We start from the raw sequence: 17,861 nt of genomic DNA, 5'->3' as shown, positions 1-17,861 counted from the left end.
TCTGCTCCAGTAAGCTTGACCGTATAGGTTCATATTCAGAGGAGGTACCAGACCGTGCGATCTGCACTTCGTATACAGGCCAGTGCCCTGATGCTGGCCATGATGATGCCGTTGGTTCATGTCCATGCGGCGGAGGATGACAGTGAACCCACTGTCGAAACCCTGCGCGAGGATGTCGCGAAACTCAACCAGGAGCTGGAGGATTTCACCACCGAGCGGCGGGAACGGTTGATGACAGACATCGAGGATGTTCTGGATGCCATCGATGGCCGTATAGCCGCGCTGGAAAACAAGCTGCAGGATGGCTGGAGCAAGGCCGACAAGTTAACCCGGGCCCAGGCGCAGACAGCACTGGCATCGTTGCGCCGGGAGCGCTCGCGGGTTGATGAGTGGTACCAGCGTATGCAGGACAGCGCCGATTTTACCTGGGAGTCCATGAAGGACGGTTTCAACGATGCTTTCGATACGCTCTCCGAAGACTGGCAGAGTGCTGAAGAGAAAGTGCGCGAGGCCGGCGAAGAAGACTGACATGAAACTGTATCTCAACAAAACCTCCCCGTACGCTAGGGTTGCTCGCGTTTGCGCGCTTGAAAAGCAGTTGGGGGCGAAAGTGAGCCTCAAATGGGTAGACCCCTGGGCGGATGACGCGGAGCTGCTGGCGGTCAATCCGAACGGGAAAATCCCGGTACTGGTCACGGAGGCGGGCGAGGCAATTTCAGAGTCCTTGCTGATTGCGCTTTATCTGGACGGTCGTTCGGCTGTGGGAAGCCTGGTTCCGACGCCGGATCAGGCGAATGTTCTGGCGCTGGCAGGTCTGGGCCAGGGGCTGACGGATGCGGCTTTTACCACGGTGATCAGCCGTAAGCACCTGGGGCCGGATAGTGACAGTACGGTGCTGGGGCAGCGCAGGCACAATGCCCTGAGTCGCTGCCTGGAGCAGCTTGAGGGGCTGGTGGAAACCGATGTCATGCAAGCCGGGATCAACCTGGGCCAGATCGTGACCGCCGTTGCCCTGAGCTACATGGAGTTCAGGCTGCCGGAGGTGCGCTGGCACCAGCAGTGTCCGCGTCTGGCTGAATGGCTGGCGGTTTTTGCCGAACGCGCGAGCATGAAAGAAACGTCATTCCCGGCGCCTTAACGGGCTTCGGGCTGCCCCTGAGCATTTGCTCTCGCCACTTTGGCCGGTTTTGCGGTTCCGGCCCGCCAGAACGGGTAGGGAATGCCGGCCAGTCGGTTCATGATGAAGGCGTGAACCAGCAGCATTAGCACACCGGCCATCAGAACCGGCAATTGTGCGGGGTTGGGCATAAGCCCCAGGGCAACAATGAGGGCGGTGGCGCCGGCTGGCGGGTGAGCCAGGTTCAGGCCCACCATCAGGCTGCCGGTCAGCCCCATGGCGACCGCCACAGCACCTACCCGGGCCAGGTCCACGCCGTTGGCCATGGCCGAGGGGGCATCCTGCAGGCCGAACAGGTAAAGGCCGACAAGGCCCATGGTGGCCCCGATAAAATGGCCACACAGGGCGTTGCGCGGGGACGCCGGTTGGCTCAGGGGCACGTAGAACAGGATAAAGGCCGTGGCGCCCAGGGAGGGGAAAATAAACGCTTCCTGGGTAATCAGTGCCACAACGGCCACCAGTGCAATGGAAATGCCGCTGTTTACCAGATTGAACACAGCCATCACCACGCTGTGCGGGTATTTGTCGGTTAGCCGTTCCAGGTGCAGTGCCTGCAATACGCCACTGACCAGCTGCCAGCGCAGTTTCTCGTTTCTCTGACCCATGTTGTCCCGTGCGTGTGGTGCTTGCAAAAGCGCAACAGGGTAAAGCGGTATTTGCTGGATATCAAAACGGGAATTTCGATAAGGCTTATTGACCCGCCATGGTCCGGTTACCGGTGCTGGTAAAACGTTTTGATGGCCTTCAGCAGAGTGTCGATGTCCCGTTGATTGATGTCCAGGTGGGTAACAAACCGGATGGGATTGGCCGCTTTGATCAGGATGCCCTCGCGCGCCAGATAATCGCTCAGCTCTCCGGTTTTGTCCCGGCGGCAGCGGGCGTGAACCATATTGGTTTGAGGGCTGTCGGGGTCCACCTCCAGTTCGGGGATGCTGGCCAGCCCCCTGGCGAGGTACTGCGCATTGGCGTGGTCGTCCTGCAGGCGCAGTGGTCCCTGCTCCAGGGCGATCTGCCCGGCAGCGGCGAGTACGCCGGCCTGGCGCATGCCGCCACCGACCATTTTGCGCAGCCGTCTGGCCCGTTCGATAAAGGCTCCGGAGCCCAGCAGCAAGGAGCCCACCGGCGCACCCAGTCCTTTCGACAAACAGACGCTGACGGAATCGTAATACCGTGTGATGTCGGTTATGTCGCAGCCGGTTTCCACTGCGGCATTGAACACCCGGGCGCCATCCAGGTGCAACAGGAGCCCGTGGTTGTCGCAGAATTGGCGGGCCTGTTGCTGGTAGTCCAGAGACAGTACCCGGCCGCCGATGGTGTTTTCCAGCGACAGCAGGCGCGTGATGGCAAAGTGCGCATCGGCCGGTTTGATGGCGGCGCGGGCCTTGTCCAGGCTGATGCTGCCATCGGGCTCGTTTTCAATCGGCTGTGGCTGCACACTGCCCAGTACGGCGGCACCGCCGCCTTCATAGCGGTAGTTATGGGCGTTTTGCCCGCACAGGTATTCATCTCCCCGGCCACAATGGGCCATGATGGCCAGCAGGTTGGCCTGGGTGCCGCTGGCGGTGAACAGGGCGGCTTCAAAGCCCAGGCGCTCGGCTGCGTAGCTCTGCAGGCGATTGACGGTGGGGTCGTCTCCGTAAACATCGTCGCCCACTTCGGCATTGGCCATGGCTTCGCGCATGGCCCGGGTGGGACGGGTGACGGTGTCGCTGCGGAAATCGATCATGCTCGCGCCTCGCAAGTAACGGGTTGTCATCAAAGAACTTGAATTGTGCCTGCCCGGGACTCAGCTATAAAGAATAACTCATACGATGGATGAATCAGGAGATCCGCACATGCATGTGTTTATTGCCGGCGCCAACGGGCAAATTGGCCAACACCTGCTGCAGGAAATGGCAGACAGTGATCACGAAGCGCGCGCCCTGATCCGCCACCCGGACCAGGGGCCGGACCTGCAAAAACTCGGTGCCACTGAAACGGTGGTGGGTGATCTGGAGCACGATTGCAGCGAAGCCATGCGTGGTTGTGATGCGGTGGTGTTTACCGCTGGCTCCGGCCCGCATACCGGCCCGGACAAGACCATTGATGTGGACCAGGACGGCGCCATTCGCCTGATTGATACGGCAAAAGCCATGGGTATCAAGCGGTTCATCATGGTCAGCGCCCTGCGTGCCGAGAACCCGGATGAAGGCCCGGAGAAACTTCAGCATTATCTGTGGGCCAAGCGCAAGGCGGACGATTATCTGAAAGCTAGTGGGCTGGATTACACCATCGTGCGCCCGGGCAGGCTGACCAACGAAGAGGGCACTGGCAGGGTGGCGGTTTCTGCCACGTCGTCAGAACTGGGGGACATTCCCCGGGAAGATGTTGCCAAAGTACTTCTGGCCGTGCTGGATGCGGACAACACCCACAGGCTGGTGTTTGATGTTATCTCCGGTGAAACGTCTGTGGCCGAAGCCGTAGCCAGCCTGTAGGGGGCTGGCCAGGGTTATTAATCACGGTCGGCTTTGCGCTCGATGGCCTCGCCGGCCTGCTTCATGTCTTTTCCCAAGCCTTCCATGGTGTTACAGCCAGCCAGTGCGGTGCCCAGCACGAGGGCCAGAAGTACAGTTCTAAGGGTGACGGTCATGCTTATCTCCTGGGTTCGGCAATTTTTGCGAGCTTGAATTCAAGCAGGGTTTGATGGTTTGCACAAGCCCGATGAGATGAATTTGCGTTCAGCCCCTTAGAGCTGGACTTTGCCCCGTAACGCCTTGGTTTTCCCGTGTTTGGTTTTCTTGTCCACGCGTTTTCGCCTGGCGGACCTGGAGGGTTTGGTCGGGCGGCGAGCCTTTTGCGGTTTGACCGCCTCCTGGATCAGGGCTTTCAGCCGTTGCAGGGCATCGTCCTTGTTCTGCTCCAGTGTGCGGAACGATTGAGCCTTGATGACAATAATGCCGTCTTTGCTGATGCGCTGGTCCGAAAGTGCCATTAACCGTTCCTTGTAGAACGGCGGCAGCGACGAATGCAGAATGTCGAATCGCAAGTGCACGGCGGTGGCAACCTTGTTCACATTCTGCCCGCCGGCACCCTGGGCGCGGATCTGGCTAAGCTCTAGTTCCCAGTCGGCAATTTCAACCGCATTGGAGATTTTCAGCATGGGGGTTATCCATTGGTCAATTTCCCTTCAGTTTGCGCAGGGCCGGTGTTTCTGGCCCTTCAGGGCACCTATCCTGTCCATGCTAACAAAGTTATCCACAGTTTTTGTGAGTAACTGAGTCCGATTTCCCGGTAAACCGATTGTTCTTAACATCGCGTTTTGGCTGGCTCGGCCAGATTGTGGTGACATGACCTCTAGTCGTGGCTCTCGCTCTTAAACAAAAGCGAACATTCTAGTCACGCCTTCCCTCCGCCTCCGAAAGCACCACTGCCAAATCCTCGGGCACCGGCATGGGTGCAAACGCGCTGACGTTTGCACGACCGGTGTTTCCGACCGGAACCCAAATTCGGGAAAAGACCAGGGCGGCAATGGTTCGGGTCAACTGCCCCAGCACCTCACGAACGTCTCTTGTTCGCCAACCCAGTCTGAGCATCCGTAAGTGGGTTGCAGCGTGCGCCAGAGCATATTTCTGGCTGAGGATATGGGCACGTTCCAGATGGGTGAAGGCTGTCTGGAAATCGCCTGCGCCTTCCGCCCTGCCTGTCGCCTCAAGCTCCGCAATATAGGATGGCTTCAGTTCACTGTGCATTGATGTTTACTCCCCGTAGATTGGCAACGGCAAGCCGATAATCGACCGCCTGCCCCCGAAAGGTTCAGCCTTTCAGTGCCAGTATGCGTTTGGCACCCATCAAGACGATGCCACCGACAATTCCGCCAATAATCAGATCTGGGTAGTTGGACCCGGTCCAGGCAACGAGCAGCCCCGCAAGTATTACCCCCAGGTTGATGACCACGTCGTTGGCTGAAAATATCCAGCTGGCTTTCATGTGAGCACCGCCTTCACGGTGTTTTGCGATCAGGAGCAGGCAACTGATATTCGCAATGAGAGCAACAGAGGCGACGGCCATCATCATTAACGACTGAGGATCACTGCCGAACAGAAAACGTCTGCTAACTTCAACCAATACCCCAGCGGCAAGGATAAGCTGGAGGATGCCTGCCACATGGGCCGCTCTGACCTGCATTTTGATGCCGTGCCCAACGGCGTAAAGTGCGAGACCGTAGACGGCGGCATCGGCAAGCATGTCTAGCGAGTCTGCAATCAGGCCAGCGGACTGGGCGATCAGGCCCATCGTCATCTCGACCAGAAACATCAGGCCGTTGATTGCCAGCAGTATCCATAAAGTGCCGGATTCTTCGCTTTCGTTGGCCTTAGAAGATTCAGCCGCTCTGACGGATTCAGCGCTGGCGTCTTCTGTCCGCTGCAAGGAAGCACCCAGGCCCAGGTTTTCCAGTTTGCTGGTAATAGGACCGGTTTCTCCATGGTGGATAATTTCCAATGTACGACCCGATAAATCGAATGACAGCGACTGAATGTTTTCAACGCCAGTCAGTGCCATTCGAATCATTCGCTCTTCCGAGGGACAATCCATTTTTGGTATTTTGTAGGTGCTTAGCTGGCTACCTGTTTCGGCGGTGGCGCGTCCCTGAAACTTGTCATCTACGACAGAGTCTTCACTACCACACTGCCCATTGCAGGGTTTGCTCATTTTCTCGGCTCCGGTTTTCGTACAAATGATGCAATTTAAAACCCTGTAGCCACTACAGGGTCAATAACTAATCTACACTAGTAGTCGTCAAAATCGGCGTTTGTCTGGATAAAGATCTACAATGATAAGTGCGATGATGTGGACGTCTAATTTTATTTCGAGGGTAAACTTTATGATTTCATTTAAAGGACTTACAGCAACCGCTGCGTTGTTGGTTTTTCCTGTATTCGTGCTAGCGCATGGTGATCAAGGCTCATGGCAAGGGCATGGTCCTGGCATGATGATGGATCAGGAGCAAATGCAACAGATGCACCAGAACTGGTCTCACATGAACCAGCTGATGCAACGCATTCCTGATGAAGCTTCACCGCAAGAACGGCAACGATTGATGCGAGAACACAGGGAGGCGATGCAAGAGCAAATGGGTTTTATGCATCACGGTATGATGGGCCCCGGCATGATGCGTGGACAAAACGGCATGATGGGAGGTCAGCACATGATGAACGGCGGCGGTAAATCAAAGAATGGTGGTAGTCTGTCTAACGAGCAACAAATTCAGATGATGCAGGAGCGCATGGATCAAATGCAGCTGATGATGGAGCAAATGCTGCAATACCAGCAAAATCTAAAGGTAGAGTGATCGAGAAGCCTTCAAATACTTTTACTTAACAGACGCGTAGTAACTGGCGAGTTTGATAGGCTGAAGTTTGTGAAAACGGCGCAGTAGCTGGGTTTCGGTCTCAACGAAATCCCTGGCCTTTTACGGCTGGAAGATGGCGCTCTGGGCACCACTTCGAATGTTCGCTTTGCGACCCTTACGAACGCGTTTAAGCTCTCGTAGAATTTTCCCCCTGCCGAGTATGAACAGCCACCTATAAGTTGTCTGGCAACCTCCTGCCGTTCCCGCAACATTCAACGCGATTCCTGAATCTTGAAAGGTTACAATGAGCTCAAAATTACTCGGAAAACACCAAAAAGTGTCACTTTATTGATTTCTCGTAAAAACAGGCACTTGAGAAAATGTTACATGTTACTGGAGTACTAAAACCATGGGAAATCGTGGTGCCAGCCAGGTTTTAGTAGTTGCCGACTTTATTATCATGAAATGCCAGCCCTGCTACTCGAATCAACTTCAAAGTTACCAACTTTATTTTTCGTCACGTCGATGTTAAGGCGAAAATACGTGTCCTACAGCGACTTTTAGTTACCAATTTTTTTACGATCCCACAGTTTTATGCCGGATTGAGGTTTTTCCGGTCCGGGTACACCGAATTACGCCATGCCAACCCCGGCATGAACAGTTTGGTCATGATTGGCACCAGCGCTGCCTATTTCTACTCGGTAGCAGCACTGCTGGTTCCAGGATTCTTTCCCGCCGGTACCGCCGAAAGCTATTTCGAGGTAGCGGCAGTAATCGTGACGCTCATTCTGCTGGGACGCTACTTTGAGCACGTCGCCAAAGGCCGGACGTCGGAGGCAATCAAAAAACTTCTGCAATTGCAGGCCAAGACCGCCCGTGTCATTCGGGATGGGGAAGCCGTCGAAGTGCCCATCGAAGCCGTGGTACCTGGTGACCGTATCCAGGTGCGCCCGGGAGAGCGGGTTCCTGTTGATGGCGTGGTGGAGGAAGGCCAATCCTACGTGGACGAGTCCATGATCAGCGGCGAGCCCGTTCCCGTGGCCAAACAGAAAGACGCCGAGCTGGTGGGTGGAACCATTAATAAGAACGGTTCCCTGACGTTCCGGGCTACGAGGGTCGGTGCGGACACCGTTCTGGCACAGATCATCAGAATGGTGGAATCGGCCCAGGCTGATAAACCCCCGATTCAGGCGCTGGCCGACAAGATAGCGGGAATTTTCGTTCCCATTGTGATTGTGCTCGCGATTCTGACGTTCATCACCTGGTTCAGCTTCGGGCCCGAGCCGGCCCTGTCCTTTGCCTTCGTCACGACGGTCAGCGTACTGCTGATTGCTTGTCCCTGCGCGATGGGACTGGCTACGCCAACAGCCATTATGGTCGGAACCGGTAAGGGCGCCGAAATGGGGGTGCTGTTCCGCAAGGGAGCGGCTCTGGAGACATTGTCTCGGATGGACACCATCGTCCTCGACAAGACCGGCACCCTGACCCGGGGCCAGCCTGAGCTGACGGATTTCATTCTGGTGGAAGGCCGCGAGGATGAAGTCCTGGCCTGGGTTGCGGCTGTGGAGACCGAAAGTGAACATCCGATCGGGGAAGCCATCGTCAAAGGTGCAAGGGATCGCGGGCTCACGTTGCCCGCGACCAGTGAATTCCAGGCGGAGCCGGGCTATGGCATTCAGGCACAGGTGGCCGGACGCCGGGTCAATGTGGGCGCGGACCGTTATATGCGCCGCCTCGGTATCGACCTGGCCAGCGTCGCCGACAGTGCCGTGTCTCTCGCTGAAAAAGCCAAATCCCCGCTGTATGTTGCCGTCGATGGCCGCCTCGCCGCACTGATTGCCGTGGCCGATCCTCTCAAGGACGGCTCGATGGAAGCGATTGCCGCGCTCAAGGCTTCAGGGCTGAGTGTAGCCATGCTCACCGGTGATAATCGCGCCACGGCCGAAGCTATTGCGCTGCAAGCCGGCATCGAACGGGTGCTTGCGGAGGTATTGCCGGACCAGAAAGCGGCCGAAGTGAAGCGCCTGCAGGAAGAAGGTGCCCGGGTTGCTTTTGTGGGTGACGGTATCAATGACGCACCGGCCCTGGCGCAAGCCGATGTGGGTATCGCCATCGGCACCGGTACCGACATTGCCATTGAGGCCGGCGACGTGGTTCTGATGCGCGGCGACCTCCGAGGCATCGTGGATGCCGCAGCGCTCTCCCAGCGCACCCGCAAAACGATCCTCGGCAATTTTGTCTGGGCCTACGGATACAATCTGGCACTGATCCCCGTGGCCGCAGGTGTTCTATTCCCGTTTACCGGTTACCTGCTCAATCCCATGCTGGCTGCGGGTGCTATGAGCCTTTCCAGTGTATTTGTGGTGACCAATTCCCTCCGGCTGGGCCGGTTCAAATCCAATAGCGGAGACTCTGCGGCTAGCAATATCAGCGAAAGCGGAGCCGCACAGGCCAGCGTCTCGTAAGAGGCCTGGCACACAGAATCAGGAGATTGACATGATGACAAATGAGGCATGCATGTTTGGAATGGCGGGAATGGGGTTGATATCCCTTTTGCTCATCGTCGCCCTGGTACTTGGCGTCGCAGCCCTCGGCAAGTACCTGCTTTCGAAAAACAGGGACGATTCTGGACGCGCGAGTAAGAACGCCAGAGGAGATTATGACTACCACCCTGAAGCATGAATTTCATCGGGTACCCATGGCAAGTATGGGAGTTAGACCGAACGCAAAAGCAAAAATAGTCGGGGTTATGCTCTTGCTGGCTGCACTGGCTGCGATCTATTGGGTCATGCTGGAGACCGGAGCATTGACCACCGTGACCAACAAGGCGGCCTTGTCGGAATGGATTGACCAACTGGGGTATTGGGGGCCGGTGGGTATCATTGGCCTGATGATCACGGCCATTGTCCTGAGCCCGATCCCCAGCGCCCCGATCGCCATGGTTGCCGGTGCAGTCTATGGATCGCTATGGGGAACAGTCATCGTGGTTATCGGTGCTGAAGCCGGCGCACTGATCGCTTTCGCCATTGCTCGATCCTTGGGGTACGACGTTATCCATCGCTGGAAGCGACTACGTCCGGTATTGAATTGGCTTGGCAAGGAACGCTCTCAGGGCGCATTGATGCTTGTCATTTTTACATCAAGGTTGGTGCCTTTTATCTCCTTCGATGGGGTCAGCTATGCAGCGGGCCTGACACCACTCGCGTTCTGGCGCTTCGTGGTCGCAACGCTGGCCGGTGTTATTCCGACAGCCTATCTGATCACTGCGTTTGGTGGCTTGCTCATGGCCTCTGAGTCCGGGGTGGTGACGGTGCTTCTGATTCTGGTCAGTGGCATTACCCTGTTACCGATTGTTGCCAAGCTGCTCATGGCTCGCCTAAGGCACCAGAAAGCGTCCGAACTTGCATGATAGAGGTTGGGTTGAAGGCGCCTTGGCAAATACTCATCCCGCACAGCAGGACAGCTGTTTCACGTCTTTGGTGAAGGTTTGCGCGCAGAGCTTGAGGCCTTCCACCATGGTCAGATAAGGAAACAGTTCATCACCGATGTCCTGCACGGTCATCCGTGACCGAAGTGCAATGACTGCCGTCTGGATCAGTTCACCGGCTTCCCCGGCTACCGCCTGCACCCCCAGCAAGCGTCCCGAATCGCGCTCGGCCACCATCTTAATAAAGCCATGGGTGTTGAAATTCACCAGCGCTCGCGGCACGTTTTCCAGATCCAGCAGACGGGTGTCCACATTGTAGCCCTGCTTGAGCGCTTCGGCCTCTGTCAGGCCAACTGTGGCGACCTGAGGATCGGTAAACATCACCCCCGGCATGGCGCTGAGATCCAGGGTGGCCTCGCCTCCCGTCATGTTGACCGCAGCCCGGCTGCCCCCGGCAGCGGCGACGTAGACAAACTGCGGCTGATCGGTGCAGTCACCGGCGGCATAGACACCGGGGACCGTGGTTTGCAGTTGCCCATCTACCTGAATCGCGCCACGGGAGGTTTCCACACCGATGCCCGCCAGGTTCAGGTTTTCGGTATTGGGTATCCGGCCGGTCGCCACCAGCAGTTGATCAGTTCGTAAGGTACCGGCATTGGTCTCGATAACGAATTCATTGTCGGTATAGTCCACACGGCTGGCCTGGGTCTGCTTGAGCACCTCGATGCCCTCGCGCCTGAACGCCGCCTCTATGGCCTCACCGACGGCGGGTTCTTCACCGGATAGCAGGTGGCTGCGGGCCAACACGGTGACCTTGCTATCCAGCCGGGCGAACGCCTGGGCCAATTCCAGGGCAACAAAACCGGCGCCGATAACGATCAGCCGTTCAGGCACAGTAATTAATGCCAGCGCACTGGTGGAGGTGAGATAAGGCGTCTCAGCCAGCCCCGGTATCGACGGCTCTGCGGGACGGGCGCCAGTGCCAATAAAGGCGCGATCGAAATGGACGTTCTGCTCGCCGCCCTCGTTCAACTGGACCACCAGGTTATTGGCATCGACAAACCGGGCTTCACCGTTCAGGACCGTGATTGCCGTCTGGTCGCGCAGAATCCCTTCGTACTTGGCGTCGCGCAGTTCCTCGACACGCGTCTGCTGTTGCTGAAGCAGGTTCGCCCGGTCCACCTTCGGTATCTGGGCGCTGACGCCCCCGTCAAATGGGCTCTCCGTGCGCAGATGCGCGATATGCGCGGCACGACTCATGATTTTCGACGGCACGCAGCCGGTATTCACGCAGGTACCACCAATAATGCCGCGCTCGATCAGGGTGATGCGGGCGCCGCGCTCCGCGGCCTTCAGGGCAGCCGCCATGGCTGCGCCGCCGCTACCAATCACAGCGATATGCAGGTTTTTGTCACTATTCATTCCGAGTTCCTTGAATTACTGGGGCATTGTCACGGCAGGCGCCGAGTCGCGTGTAACAGAGGGCGCTTGGAGTCCTTTATCACAACTCACTTACTGTCCGTTTCCAGGGATTTCAGGGTGGAGGGATAGCCGACATCGCCCGTTGCCTGGGTTAAGGCTTCCACCGATGTTCGTGTGTCGTCAAAGGTAATCACGGCTTCTCGATCCGGATAGCTCACGTCGACTTGTGAAACACCGTCCACCTTGTTCAAGGCCAGCTTGATGGTAATGGGGCATGCGGAACAGGTCATCCCCGGAACTGAAAGCGTCACTGTCTGCATGGCGGCCCACGAGGGCATGCTGAGCAGGGCGAAAAGCAACGTCATGGCAAAGCGCATTTTCATGGGACAATCTCCTTTCAATAAAACAGAGGAAGAGCATAGGGAAACAACAGGGCGACCAGTATCAGTGCCGTTACTGCCCAAAAGATCACCTTATAAGTCGTTCGCACCCGTGGTACGGCACACACTTCACCGGGTTGACACTGTTCCACTGGCCGGAAGATTCGACGCCAGGCGAAGAACATGGCCACCAATGCAACGCCGATGAAAATCGGGCGGTAAGGTTCAAGAGCCGTGAGGTTGCCCATCCAGGCACCGGAGACACCCAGCGCGACAAGTACCAGCGGTCCGAGACAGCAGGCCGAAGCCAAAAGGCCCGCAATACCTCCCGCAGCCAAGGGGACACGCCCCGATTTGGAATTCGGCATAACGCTGACACCTTTCATGGTTTCATTCGATGAGATAAGATTACTTCCGTAGTCAGCTACGGAGTCAAGGGGTATGCCGGATAAAGCGAATTCATTGACCATCGGTGGCCTGGCTAAGGCTGCCAACGTCCATGTCGAGACAATCCGCTATTACCAGCGGCGACGTCTAGTACCGGAGCCGGAACGTCCTCCAGGTGGTATTAGGCGCTATGGTCCAGCTGATATCGAGCGGTTAATGTTCGTGAAAACGGCTCAGCAGCTGGGCTTCAGTCTTGTCGAAATCAGTGACCTGCTACAACTTGAAGATGGCGCTCACTGCCAGGAGGCCAGCGCTCTGGCCGAGCACAAGTTGCGGGACGTGCGTGAGAAAATCGACCAACTGGGGAGAATCGAGAAGGTACTGGGCGAGATGGTTGAGCAGTGCCATGCCCATCCGTACAATATTACCTGCCCATTGATTGCATCATTGCATGAGGGGGCAGTGGGGGGGAACGATCAACGTGAAAGAACATGATTTTCACTCGACTGAGGGCTCGAGGGAGAGCGGATGTTTTATCCCCGGATAGTCCCCACACCCAAGCTTCTGAGGAACTTATGTGCGCCGCCAACATCTTACTCTGGTAGCCGAATTGGCGGATACGGTGATGGAGCGTGTCTGTTTGCACTTCCGCCAATGTAGGTTAAAGTGGGCGACTATCTTCCCACGCGGAAGATGTTTTAGCTGTTCTGTAATCAGGATATCAGTGCGATGACCACACGGCTTATGGGACTGGCAGTACTACTGCTCGTGGCTCTTCTCCCCGTTGCACAGGGAGTTGCCGCGACCTCTTTTGAAGCGGAACCCATGGCCGAGGCTTGTGTCATGTTGCCAGACACCCAGGTGATGCATGACTGCGCCGGGCTCAATGCCGAGGGCAGCTGCAGTAGCCCGTGTTCAACGTCCCATGTCGGGAAATCTGCAATTAGAGACTCGGTAGTGCTGTTATCTTCCCCCTGCCCGAAAGGCTATTCTTCTCATTCCGGCCGTGTACTTTCTGGCCCAGACCCCTTTCCTCCCAAGTAATCAACAGTCTCCTGAACCTTTGATTACCAGAGGCTTTCGCTTCGAGTGCCTGTCGTTTGGCCTTGCGCGGTAGACCATCACGTAGGCAGCTTTGCTGGTGATTTTATCGACTGATGAATACATGAAAACGGGAACGTATCTGTGATGTCATTCTATCTGGAATACCCGGTGCGCGGCATGACCGTGCTCTGCCATAAGCTTTCGATGGCACTTTTTTTGAGTTTATTCGCTGCCTTGGCCTCGGCGTCACCACCAATGGACCCGGGAATCAAGGCACTGCAGGAGAGAATCGGTTTTACGGTGACTGAACGCTTCTCCACGCCAGCCGAGGGCGTGACCGGCTATGTTGTAAAGACCGGCGACGGGAAAACCGGAATCCTCTATGGTCTCGGTGACCTCACTTTTTCCGGCGCACTTCTGGAGAGTGATGGCAACGATCTGACCAGCGAATATTCCGCTCGTTATATACCGAAGCCGACGTATGCGTCGGTTGCCGAGCAGCTCTCCCGGGACCCCCATCTGGTGAGCGAGGGCGGTAAAGATGCCCCTGAGGTCTATATCTTCGCGGATCCCAACTGCATTTTTTGCCACAAATTCTGGCAGCAAACCAGGGATTGGGTTGCGGAGGGGAAAGTCAGGTTGCACTGGGTCATGGTCGGGTTTCTCAAACCGTCCAGCCTGGGGCTTTCTGCAGCAATCATGAACGCAGAGGATCGAGCCGCGGCGCTCCAGGTGTTTGAGGAAAACTTCGGAAAAAGCGGTGACGGCCGCGGCATTTCTGAACTCACTCCGATCCCGGCCGACCTTCAACAGGCCCTCGAACAACACGGTCAGTGGATGGCCGAGGCGGGTTTCAGCGGGACGCCAGGGCTGCTGTTCAAGGACACGAGCGGACAATGGCGGGGCCAGACTGGTGTGCCCAGCCAGGAAGCGCTCGGCAGGATGCTGGGAGTCACTGAGTAATGGATCAGCTGCCCTCATTACTCATTGCCGGCCAGATCATGATGGCGGTTATGGCAGGTCTACTGCTCAACCTGACGCCCTGTGTTCTGCCCGCGATTCCCATCAAGGTCCGGACCATCCTGCGGGAGGCGGGCGGCCAGAGGTCCCATCGGGTGCTGGCCGCGTTGGCATTCACGGCCGGAACACTCACCTTTTTCCTGACGCTGGGCGGCCTGACCGCACTGCTGCAGTGGAACTGGGGCACGTTGTTCCAGTCAACGCTATTCGTGGCCGTCCTGGTTGCGTTAATGGTCGGGTTTGCGGTGATTACCTGGCTCGATCTGCCCATCCCCGTCCCGACATTCGCCGCCTCGGCGCATGGCCGGCGTTACTTTGAAGCCTATGTATCCGGGCTGTTGAGTGCGATTCTGGCCGCGCCCTGCGCAGGACCATTCCTCGGTGGCGTTCTGGCCTTTGCCGTTACCCAGCCGACACCGGTCATCATGGGGATATTCGGCAGTATCGGGCTGGGGCTGTCGTTGCCCTACGCGGTACTGATGCTCAGGCCCGAGTGGCTGAGCCGGTTGCCCAAGGCGGGCCCCTGGACCCTGGCCATTCGTGAAGTGCTCGCGCTGATATTGCTGGCCGCCGCCGTCTTTTTCAGCGCGAGCCTGGTGCCCAAAGCGGTATACCCCTGGCTGTGGTGGGCCTGGCTGGCGCTGGTGCTGGTCTGGGGTCTCCGTCGTTTCGTTCAGGGGAGCGGTGCCGTTCGCGTGATCACTGCAACGGCGACAGGCCTTGCCCTTGCGGTGACAGTGGTATTCGCATCTCCGTTGGGCAGCGGCGAAGACGAACTTGTCTGGCAGCCCTACTCCGCAGAACTCCTGGCGGACACAAAAGCCCGGGACACACCGTATTTGCTGGAGTTCACTGCCGATTGGTGCATCAACTGCAAGGTCCTGGAGCGCACCGTGTATAAAGAGCCCGCTGTGGCTGAAGCCGTAGCGCGGGCCGGCATGGTGCCGATTCAGGTTGATGTGACAGCAAGCGATCCCGAAAAAGACGCATTGTTAACCGCAACGGGAGGGCAGGCTTTACCTTTTGCGGCGATTTTTGACGCTGACGGCACCGTTGTCGCCCGTTTCACTGGGCTATTTGATACCGACAGCCTGGTCGAGGCGATCAACCGCACCGAGAACTCACAACGCTAGCTACTGGAGATGAACCATGACAACCCGAACCAAAGTATTGCTGACCGGCGTAGCGGTTTTTCTGATCGCGATCGCGGCGTTCACGTTGATCGGTACCAATTCCGGAAACGCTCCTGGCTCGGCCCAGACCGAACGAGCCAATTCCGACCCCCAGGCACCAGTTGCCCGCACGGGGTTGGCAGATTCTTCCGATAAGGTCCGCCTCAATCTTGCGGAAGGCGGCAAAGCCCTGATAGGGGAGACCGGTGAAATTATTCTGACACTGGACATTGAATCGGGCTGGCACGTGAACGCCAACCCGGCCTCCTTGGAGTTCCTGATTCCCACCGTCGCCAGTTCTTCGGTCAACGGTCAGTCGCTTGACATCCCGACCCAGTACCCCCGCGGCAGGGTCAGTGACATCACACTGGGTGACACCGCCCTGGAGGTGTACGACGACGGTGCGAGTATCCGGCTGCTGCCAGACGAAAAACAGACCGCCGCGCTGAAAGAGGCAGGCAAGCTAGACATGACGGTACGGGTACAGGCCTGCAGTGACGAGGGCGTTTGCCTGGCACCAGCTGACCTGCCCGTTGCGCTGAATCTGGACGATATCAAGCCACAATAAACCGGGACTCCCTTCGGAAAACAACTCAAATGGAGAATGACTGTGAACAGTGTATTCAGAATTGCTGATTGCCATGGTTGCCCAGGTCAGCACCAATGCCATGGCCCATTCCATGGAAGATGTGGAGGCCTCGTTGAACGAGAAAGAGCGGTATGCCCAGTTTGTGGATCAGCCGGCCCCTGAATTTGATCTTACAGGCGTTGATGGCAATACCCTTGCCCTTGCCGACTTAAACGGCAAAACCGTTGTGCTTAACTTTCTCTACACGCGCTGTACCGAGGCCTGCCCTTTGCATATGAACCTGATCCGGCAGTTGCAAACCGGGGTTGAAGAAGAAGGGCTGAGTGAAGAGGTGGTGTTCATCACCATTGCCACGGACCGGGAAGATGTTGCAGGCACCCGGAGAAACATGCGTGCCTACGGCGAGAATTTCGATCTGAATCCCCGCAACTGGCAATTCCTCTACCGAGCCAGGATGGAACCACCTGAACTGACACCAGAACTTGCTAAAGCCTACGGCGTTCAGTTCAGGGATACGGGTGAGGGTGTACAGGTCCATGGTGTGGTAACCCACGTGATTGACCCGGAAGGGCAGATGCGGGCCCGGTTCCATGGATTGAAATTCAAGCCTGAACACCTGGTGACCTACCTGACGGCCATTGCCAAAGGCCCCAACGCGGCAGCCGGTGATGGGTTCTGGGGCCGGCTGCACGGGCGCATTGAAGCGTTGCTACAGAGCGAGTAACGCGTGGGGCACCATGCCGGCAGCAAACCGACCACTGTAATCAGGAGAAATGTCTAATGAGTCACCAGCGCATATCTGCCGCCCGGGGAATCGCCGTAGTCCTTTTCGCGCTTGCTATTTCCATAGCCGCTCCAGTTATGGCTGCAGGGAAGGTTCCGAAGTCCGTGGGGCCCCAGGGGTTCCTGATCTGGGAGTCCCCTCGCACTCTGCCCGAGCTGGCTTTTGAGGACGAAGACGGCAGGCCGCTGACACTGGCTGACTCTAAGGGTAAGGCGATATTGCTCAATATCTGGGCGACCTGGTGCCTGCCTTGCCGTGAGGAAATGCCGACGCTGGACTCACTTCAGGCTCAACTGGGCGGCGAGCAATTTGAAGTGGTCGCGCTGTCCGTTGACCACGCAGGCATCAGTGTTGTTGAGAAATTCTACCGGAAAACAGGCATCCAACATCTTCGCCAGTATATTGATCCGTCGACACTGGCGACCTCAACACTGGGCATAGCAGGTGTTCCTACAACGCTGCTGATTGATCACGACGGTCGCGAAATTGGCCGCCTGGTCGGTGCCGCGGAATGGGACAGCCCGGCCATGGTGGATTTGATGACCCGCACCATTGAAGGGGTTCCGGACTGACTGGATTTACGCAATTGAAAAGGCAGGTGCGTAATGCTTCAAGCTACTACTGCATGCTTCCTTCGCTGAGCCCTTCGAGAACCCCGCAGGCCTCAATTTCCCGATCATCGTTACAACTCGCTCGCAGCGACACAAGTTGTTTCTCCAGTACCTGCAGATCGGTTATCTGAGACCGTACTTGAGCGATGTGATCATCAAGCAAGGTGTTGATGGCCCTGCAAGGCTGATGGGGCGCGCCCTGATAACGCTGTAACTCGTGAATTTCAGCGAGTGACAGCTCAAGTATTCTGCAGCGCCGGATGAAGGCCAGTCGCTCAACATGCCGTTCGGTGTAAATACGGTAGCCGTTGTCCTGACGATCCGGCGGTGGTAACAAGCCCTCTCGCTCATAGAAACGGATGGTCTGGGTGTCAACCCCTACGGACCGCGCCAACTGACCAATGCGCATCGGGTGTCTCCTCAACAAATGGTATCTGCTCTATTGACCTTATAGTGGCTATATGGTTTTAAATCATAATCCGACAATACTCAAGTGGAGCCGTATCATGAGTAAATCCT

At 57.0% G+C, this 17,861-nt stretch carries 23 protein-coding genes; 13 read left to right on the top strand and 10 right to left on the bottom strand.

The window, feature by feature from the left end; genetic code table 11:
* Window positions 1-54: 54 nt before the first annotated feature.
* Window positions 55-528, top strand: a complete 474-nt coding sequence (locus tag BMZ63_RS09685; protein WP_143072208.1) for a sll1863 family stress response protein — start codon at window positions 55-57, stop codon at window positions 526-528.
* Entirely contained in the window at window positions 455-1,138 is a 684-nt protein-coding gene (locus tag BMZ63_RS09680) for a glutathione S-transferase family protein (RefSeq protein WP_342351336.1), read from the top strand. Before BMZ63_RS09685 ends, BMZ63_RS09680 begins: the two co-directional genes overlap by 74 nt.
* On the opposite strand, the gene BMZ63_RS09675 is transcribed toward BMZ63_RS09680, so the two are convergent.
* The gene (locus BMZ63_RS09675) at window positions 1,135-1,782 is read right to left on the bottom strand and encodes an HPP family protein (protein WP_091704944.1); all 648 of its coding nucleotides are present in this window, start codon (window positions 1,780-1,782) and stop codon (window positions 1,135-1,137) included. The genes BMZ63_RS09680 and BMZ63_RS09675 overlap by 4 nt on opposite strands.
* A 107-nt stretch (window positions 1,783-1,889) precedes the next feature.
* Window positions 1,890-2,903 carry a low-specificity L-threonine aldolase gene (gene ltaE, locus BMZ63_RS09670; RefSeq protein ID WP_091704942.1) on the bottom strand — a complete coding sequence of 338 codons (1,014 nt, stop codon included), beginning with the start codon at window positions 2,901-2,903 and terminating at the stop codon, window positions 1,890-1,892.
* Window positions 2,904-3,012: 109 nt separating this feature from the next.
* On the opposite strand from ltaE, the gene BMZ63_RS09665 reads away from it, so the two are divergent.
* A complete protein-coding gene (locus tag BMZ63_RS09665) occupies window positions 3,013-3,651 on the top strand; it encodes an SDR family oxidoreductase (protein WP_091704939.1) in 639 nt (212 codons plus the stop codon).
* Between the two features lie 17 nt (window positions 3,652-3,668).
* Here the strand turns inward: BMZ63_RS09665 and BMZ63_RS09660 are convergent, their stop codons facing one another.
* The 4 genes from BMZ63_RS09660 to BMZ63_RS09645 form a co-directional block, all read right to left on the bottom strand.
* Window positions 3,669-3,806, bottom strand: a complete 138-nt coding sequence (locus tag BMZ63_RS09660; RefSeq protein ID WP_091704936.1) for an entericidin A/B family lipoprotein — start codon at window positions 3,804-3,806, stop codon at window positions 3,669-3,671.
* Between the two features lie 96 nt (window positions 3,807-3,902).
* Complete coding sequence (arfB, locus tag BMZ63_RS09655) at window positions 3,903-4,316, bottom strand: alternative ribosome rescue aminoacyl-tRNA hydrolase ArfB (RefSeq protein WP_091704934.1); 414 nt, start codon at window positions 4,314-4,316, stop codon at window positions 3,903-3,905.
* A gap of 232 nt (window positions 4,317-4,548) precedes the next feature.
* Complete coding sequence (locus BMZ63_RS09650; RefSeq protein WP_014420763.1) at window positions 4,549-4,905, bottom strand: DUF3703 domain-containing protein; 357 nt, start codon at window positions 4,903-4,905, stop codon at window positions 4,549-4,551.
* 64 nt (window positions 4,906-4,969) lie between these two features.
* On the bottom strand, window positions 4,970-5,866 hold the full coding sequence (locus tag BMZ63_RS09645) for a cation efflux transmembrane domain-containing protein (protein ID WP_014420764.1): 897 nt from the start codon (window positions 5,864-5,866) through the stop codon (window positions 4,970-4,972).
* Between the two features lie 172 nt (window positions 5,867-6,038).
* On the opposite strand from BMZ63_RS09645, the gene BMZ63_RS09640 reads away from it, so the two are divergent.
* The 4 genes from BMZ63_RS09640 to BMZ63_RS09625 all read left to right on the top strand — a co-directional run bounded on the left by BMZ63_RS09640 (window position 6,039) and on the right by BMZ63_RS09625 (window position 9,915).
* Window positions 6,039-6,506 carry a hypothetical protein gene (locus BMZ63_RS09640; RefSeq protein ID WP_091705348.1) on the top strand — a complete coding sequence of 156 codons (468 nt, stop codon included), beginning with the start codon at window positions 6,039-6,041 and terminating at the stop codon, window positions 6,504-6,506.
* A 602-nt stretch (window positions 6,507-7,108) separates the two neighbouring features.
* On the top strand, window positions 7,109-8,971 hold the full coding sequence (locus BMZ63_RS09635) for a copper-translocating P-type ATPase (protein ID WP_425319893.1): 1,863 nt from the start codon (window positions 7,109-7,111) through the stop codon (window positions 8,969-8,971).
* 31 nt (window positions 8,972-9,002) lie between these two features.
* Entirely contained in the window at window positions 9,003-9,188 is a 186-nt protein-coding gene (locus BMZ63_RS09630) for a hypothetical protein (RefSeq protein WP_091704931.1), read from the top strand.
* Window positions 9,166-9,915 (top strand): TVP38/TMEM64 family protein, encoded by a 750-nt coding sequence (locus BMZ63_RS09625; RefSeq protein ID WP_091704929.1) that lies wholly within the window; start codon window positions 9,166-9,168, stop codon window positions 9,913-9,915. The genes BMZ63_RS09630 and BMZ63_RS09625 overlap by 23 nt, the downstream gene beginning before the upstream one ends.
* Before the next feature lie 33 nt (window positions 9,916-9,948).
* Here BMZ63_RS09625 and merA read toward each other — a convergent pair whose 3' ends face one another.
* From merA to merT, 3 genes are all read right to left on the bottom strand, one after another.
* Window positions 9,949-11,355 (bottom strand): mercury(II) reductase, encoded by a 1,407-nt coding sequence (gene merA, locus BMZ63_RS09620; RefSeq protein WP_091704926.1) that lies wholly within the window; start codon window positions 11,353-11,355, stop codon window positions 9,949-9,951.
* 86 nt (window positions 11,356-11,441) lie between these two features.
* Window positions 11,442-11,738: a mercury resistance system periplasmic binding protein MerP gene (merP, locus tag BMZ63_RS09615; protein ID WP_011784884.1), complete on the bottom strand. Its 297-nt coding sequence runs from the start codon at window positions 11,736-11,738 to the stop codon at window positions 11,442-11,444.
* Between the two features lie 14 nt (window positions 11,739-11,752).
* Window positions 11,753-12,103, bottom strand: a complete 351-nt coding sequence (gene merT / locus BMZ63_RS09610) for a mercuric ion transporter MerT (RefSeq protein WP_011784885.1) — start codon at window positions 12,101-12,103, stop codon at window positions 11,753-11,755.
* 73 nt (window positions 12,104-12,176) lie between these two features.
* On the opposite strand from merT, the gene merR reads away from it, so the two are divergent.
* From merR to BMZ63_RS09580, 6 genes are all read left to right on the top strand, one after another.
* Entirely contained in the window at window positions 12,177-12,617 is a 441-nt protein-coding gene (gene merR, locus BMZ63_RS09605; protein ID WP_011784886.1) for a mercury resistance transcriptional regulator MerR, read from the top strand.
* Between the two features lie 693 nt (window positions 12,618-13,310).
* Window positions 13,311-14,129, top strand: coding sequence for a thiol:disulfide interchange protein DsbG (dsbG, locus tag BMZ63_RS09600; RefSeq protein WP_011784888.1), 819 nt, complete (start codon window positions 13,311-13,313; stop codon window positions 14,127-14,129).
* A complete protein-coding gene (locus BMZ63_RS09595) occupies window positions 14,129-15,319 on the top strand; it encodes a protein-disulfide reductase DsbD family protein (protein ID WP_091704924.1) in 1,191 nt (396 codons plus the stop codon). Before dsbG ends, BMZ63_RS09595 begins: the two co-directional genes overlap by 1 nt.
* A 16-nt stretch (window positions 15,320-15,335) precedes the next feature.
* Window positions 15,336-15,926, top strand: coding sequence for a protein-disulfide reductase DsbD domain-containing protein (locus BMZ63_RS09590; protein ID WP_091704921.1), 591 nt, complete (start codon window positions 15,336-15,338; stop codon window positions 15,924-15,926).
* 49 nt (window positions 15,927-15,975) lie between these two features.
* Window positions 15,976-16,671 carry an SCO family protein gene (locus tag BMZ63_RS09585; protein WP_091704918.1) on the top strand — a complete coding sequence of 232 codons (696 nt, stop codon included), beginning with the start codon at window positions 15,976-15,978 and terminating at the stop codon, window positions 16,669-16,671.
* 137 nt (window positions 16,672-16,808) lie between these two features.
* Window positions 16,809-17,303: a TlpA family protein disulfide reductase gene (locus BMZ63_RS09580; protein WP_227663643.1), complete on the top strand. Its 495-nt coding sequence runs from the start codon at window positions 16,809-16,811 to the stop codon at window positions 17,301-17,303.
* A 46-nt stretch (window positions 17,304-17,349) separates the two neighbouring features.
* Here the strand turns inward: BMZ63_RS09580 and cadR are convergent, their stop codons facing one another.
* Window positions 17,350-17,751 (bottom strand): Cd(II)/Pb(II)-responsive transcriptional regulator, encoded by a 402-nt coding sequence (cadR, locus tag BMZ63_RS09575; protein ID WP_008173755.1) that lies wholly within the window; start codon window positions 17,749-17,751, stop codon window positions 17,350-17,352.
* Window positions 17,752-17,861 lie beyond the last annotated feature (110 nt).

It is taken from the genome of Marinobacter persicus, from assembly GCF_900114155.1.
In the GTDB taxonomy this organism is placed as follows: domain Bacteria; phylum Pseudomonadota; class Gammaproteobacteria; order Pseudomonadales; family Oleiphilaceae; genus Marinobacter; species Marinobacter persicus.
The sequence above is the reverse complement of the archived record's forward strand: the minus strand, read 5'-3'. Positions and strand labels throughout refer to the sequence as shown.

Coding starts and splice junctions, on each gene's coding strand:
- BMZ63_RS09680 (WP_342351336.1), top strand. CDS start 455: ATGCTTTCGATACGCTCTCCGAAGACTGGCAGAGTGCTGAAGAGAAAG.
- BMZ63_RS09675 (WP_091704944.1), bottom strand. CDS start 1,782: ATGGGTCAGAGAAACGAGAAACTGCGCTGGCAGCTGGTCAGTGGCGTA.
- ltaE (WP_091704942.1), bottom strand. CDS start 2,903: ATGATCGATTTCCGCAGCGACACCGTCACCCGTCCCACCCGGGCCATG.
- BMZ63_RS09665 (WP_091704939.1), top strand. CDS start 3,013: ATGCATGTGTTTATTGCCGGCGCCAACGGGCAAATTGGCCAACACCTG.
- BMZ63_RS09660 (WP_091704936.1), bottom strand. CDS start 3,806: ATGACCGTCACCCTTAGAACTGTACTTCTGGCCCTCGTGCTGGGCACC.
- arfB (WP_091704934.1), bottom strand. CDS start 4,316: ATGCTGAAAATCTCCAATGCGGTTGAAATTGCCGACTGGGAACTAGAG.
- BMZ63_RS09650 (WP_014420763.1), bottom strand. CDS start 4,905: ATGCACAGTGAACTGAAGCCATCCTATATTGCGGAGCTTGAGGCGACA.
- BMZ63_RS09645 (WP_014420764.1), bottom strand. CDS start 5,866: ATGAGCAAACCCTGCAATGGGCAGTGTGGTAGTGAAGACTCTGTCGTA.
- BMZ63_RS09640 (WP_091705348.1), top strand. CDS start 6,039: ATGATTTCATTTAAAGGACTTACAGCAACCGCTGCGTTGTTGGTTTTT.
- BMZ63_RS09630 (WP_091704931.1), top strand. CDS start 9,003: ATGATGACAAATGAGGCATGCATGTTTGGAATGGCGGGAATGGGGTTG.
- BMZ63_RS09625 (WP_091704929.1), top strand. CDS start 9,166: ATGACTACCACCCTGAAGCATGAATTTCATCGGGTACCCATGGCAAGT.
- merA (WP_091704926.1), bottom strand. CDS start 11,355: ATGAATAGTGACAAAAACCTGCATATCGCTGTGATTGGTAGCGGCGGC.
- merP (WP_011784884.1), bottom strand. CDS start 11,738: ATGAAAATGCGCTTTGCCATGACGTTGCTTTTCGCCCTGCTCAGCATG.
- merT (WP_011784885.1), bottom strand. CDS start 12,103: ATGCCGAATTCCAAATCGGGGCGTGTCCCCTTGGCTGCGGGAGGTATT.
- merR (WP_011784886.1), top strand. CDS start 12,177: ATGCCGGATAAAGCGAATTCATTGACCATCGGTGGCCTGGCTAAGGCT.
- dsbG (WP_011784888.1), top strand. CDS start 13,311: ATGTCATTCTATCTGGAATACCCGGTGCGCGGCATGACCGTGCTCTGC.
- BMZ63_RS09595 (WP_091704924.1), top strand. CDS start 14,129: ATGGATCAGCTGCCCTCATTACTCATTGCCGGCCAGATCATGATGGCG.
- BMZ63_RS09590 (WP_091704921.1), top strand. CDS start 15,336: ATGACAACCCGAACCAAAGTATTGCTGACCGGCGTAGCGGTTTTTCTG.
- BMZ63_RS09580 (WP_227663643.1), top strand. CDS start 16,809: ATGGCTGCAGGGAAGGTTCCGAAGTCCGTGGGGCCCCAGGGGTTCCTG.
- cadR (WP_008173755.1), bottom strand. CDS start 17,751: ATGCGCATTGGTCAGTTGGCGCGGTCCGTAGGGGTTGACACCCAGACC.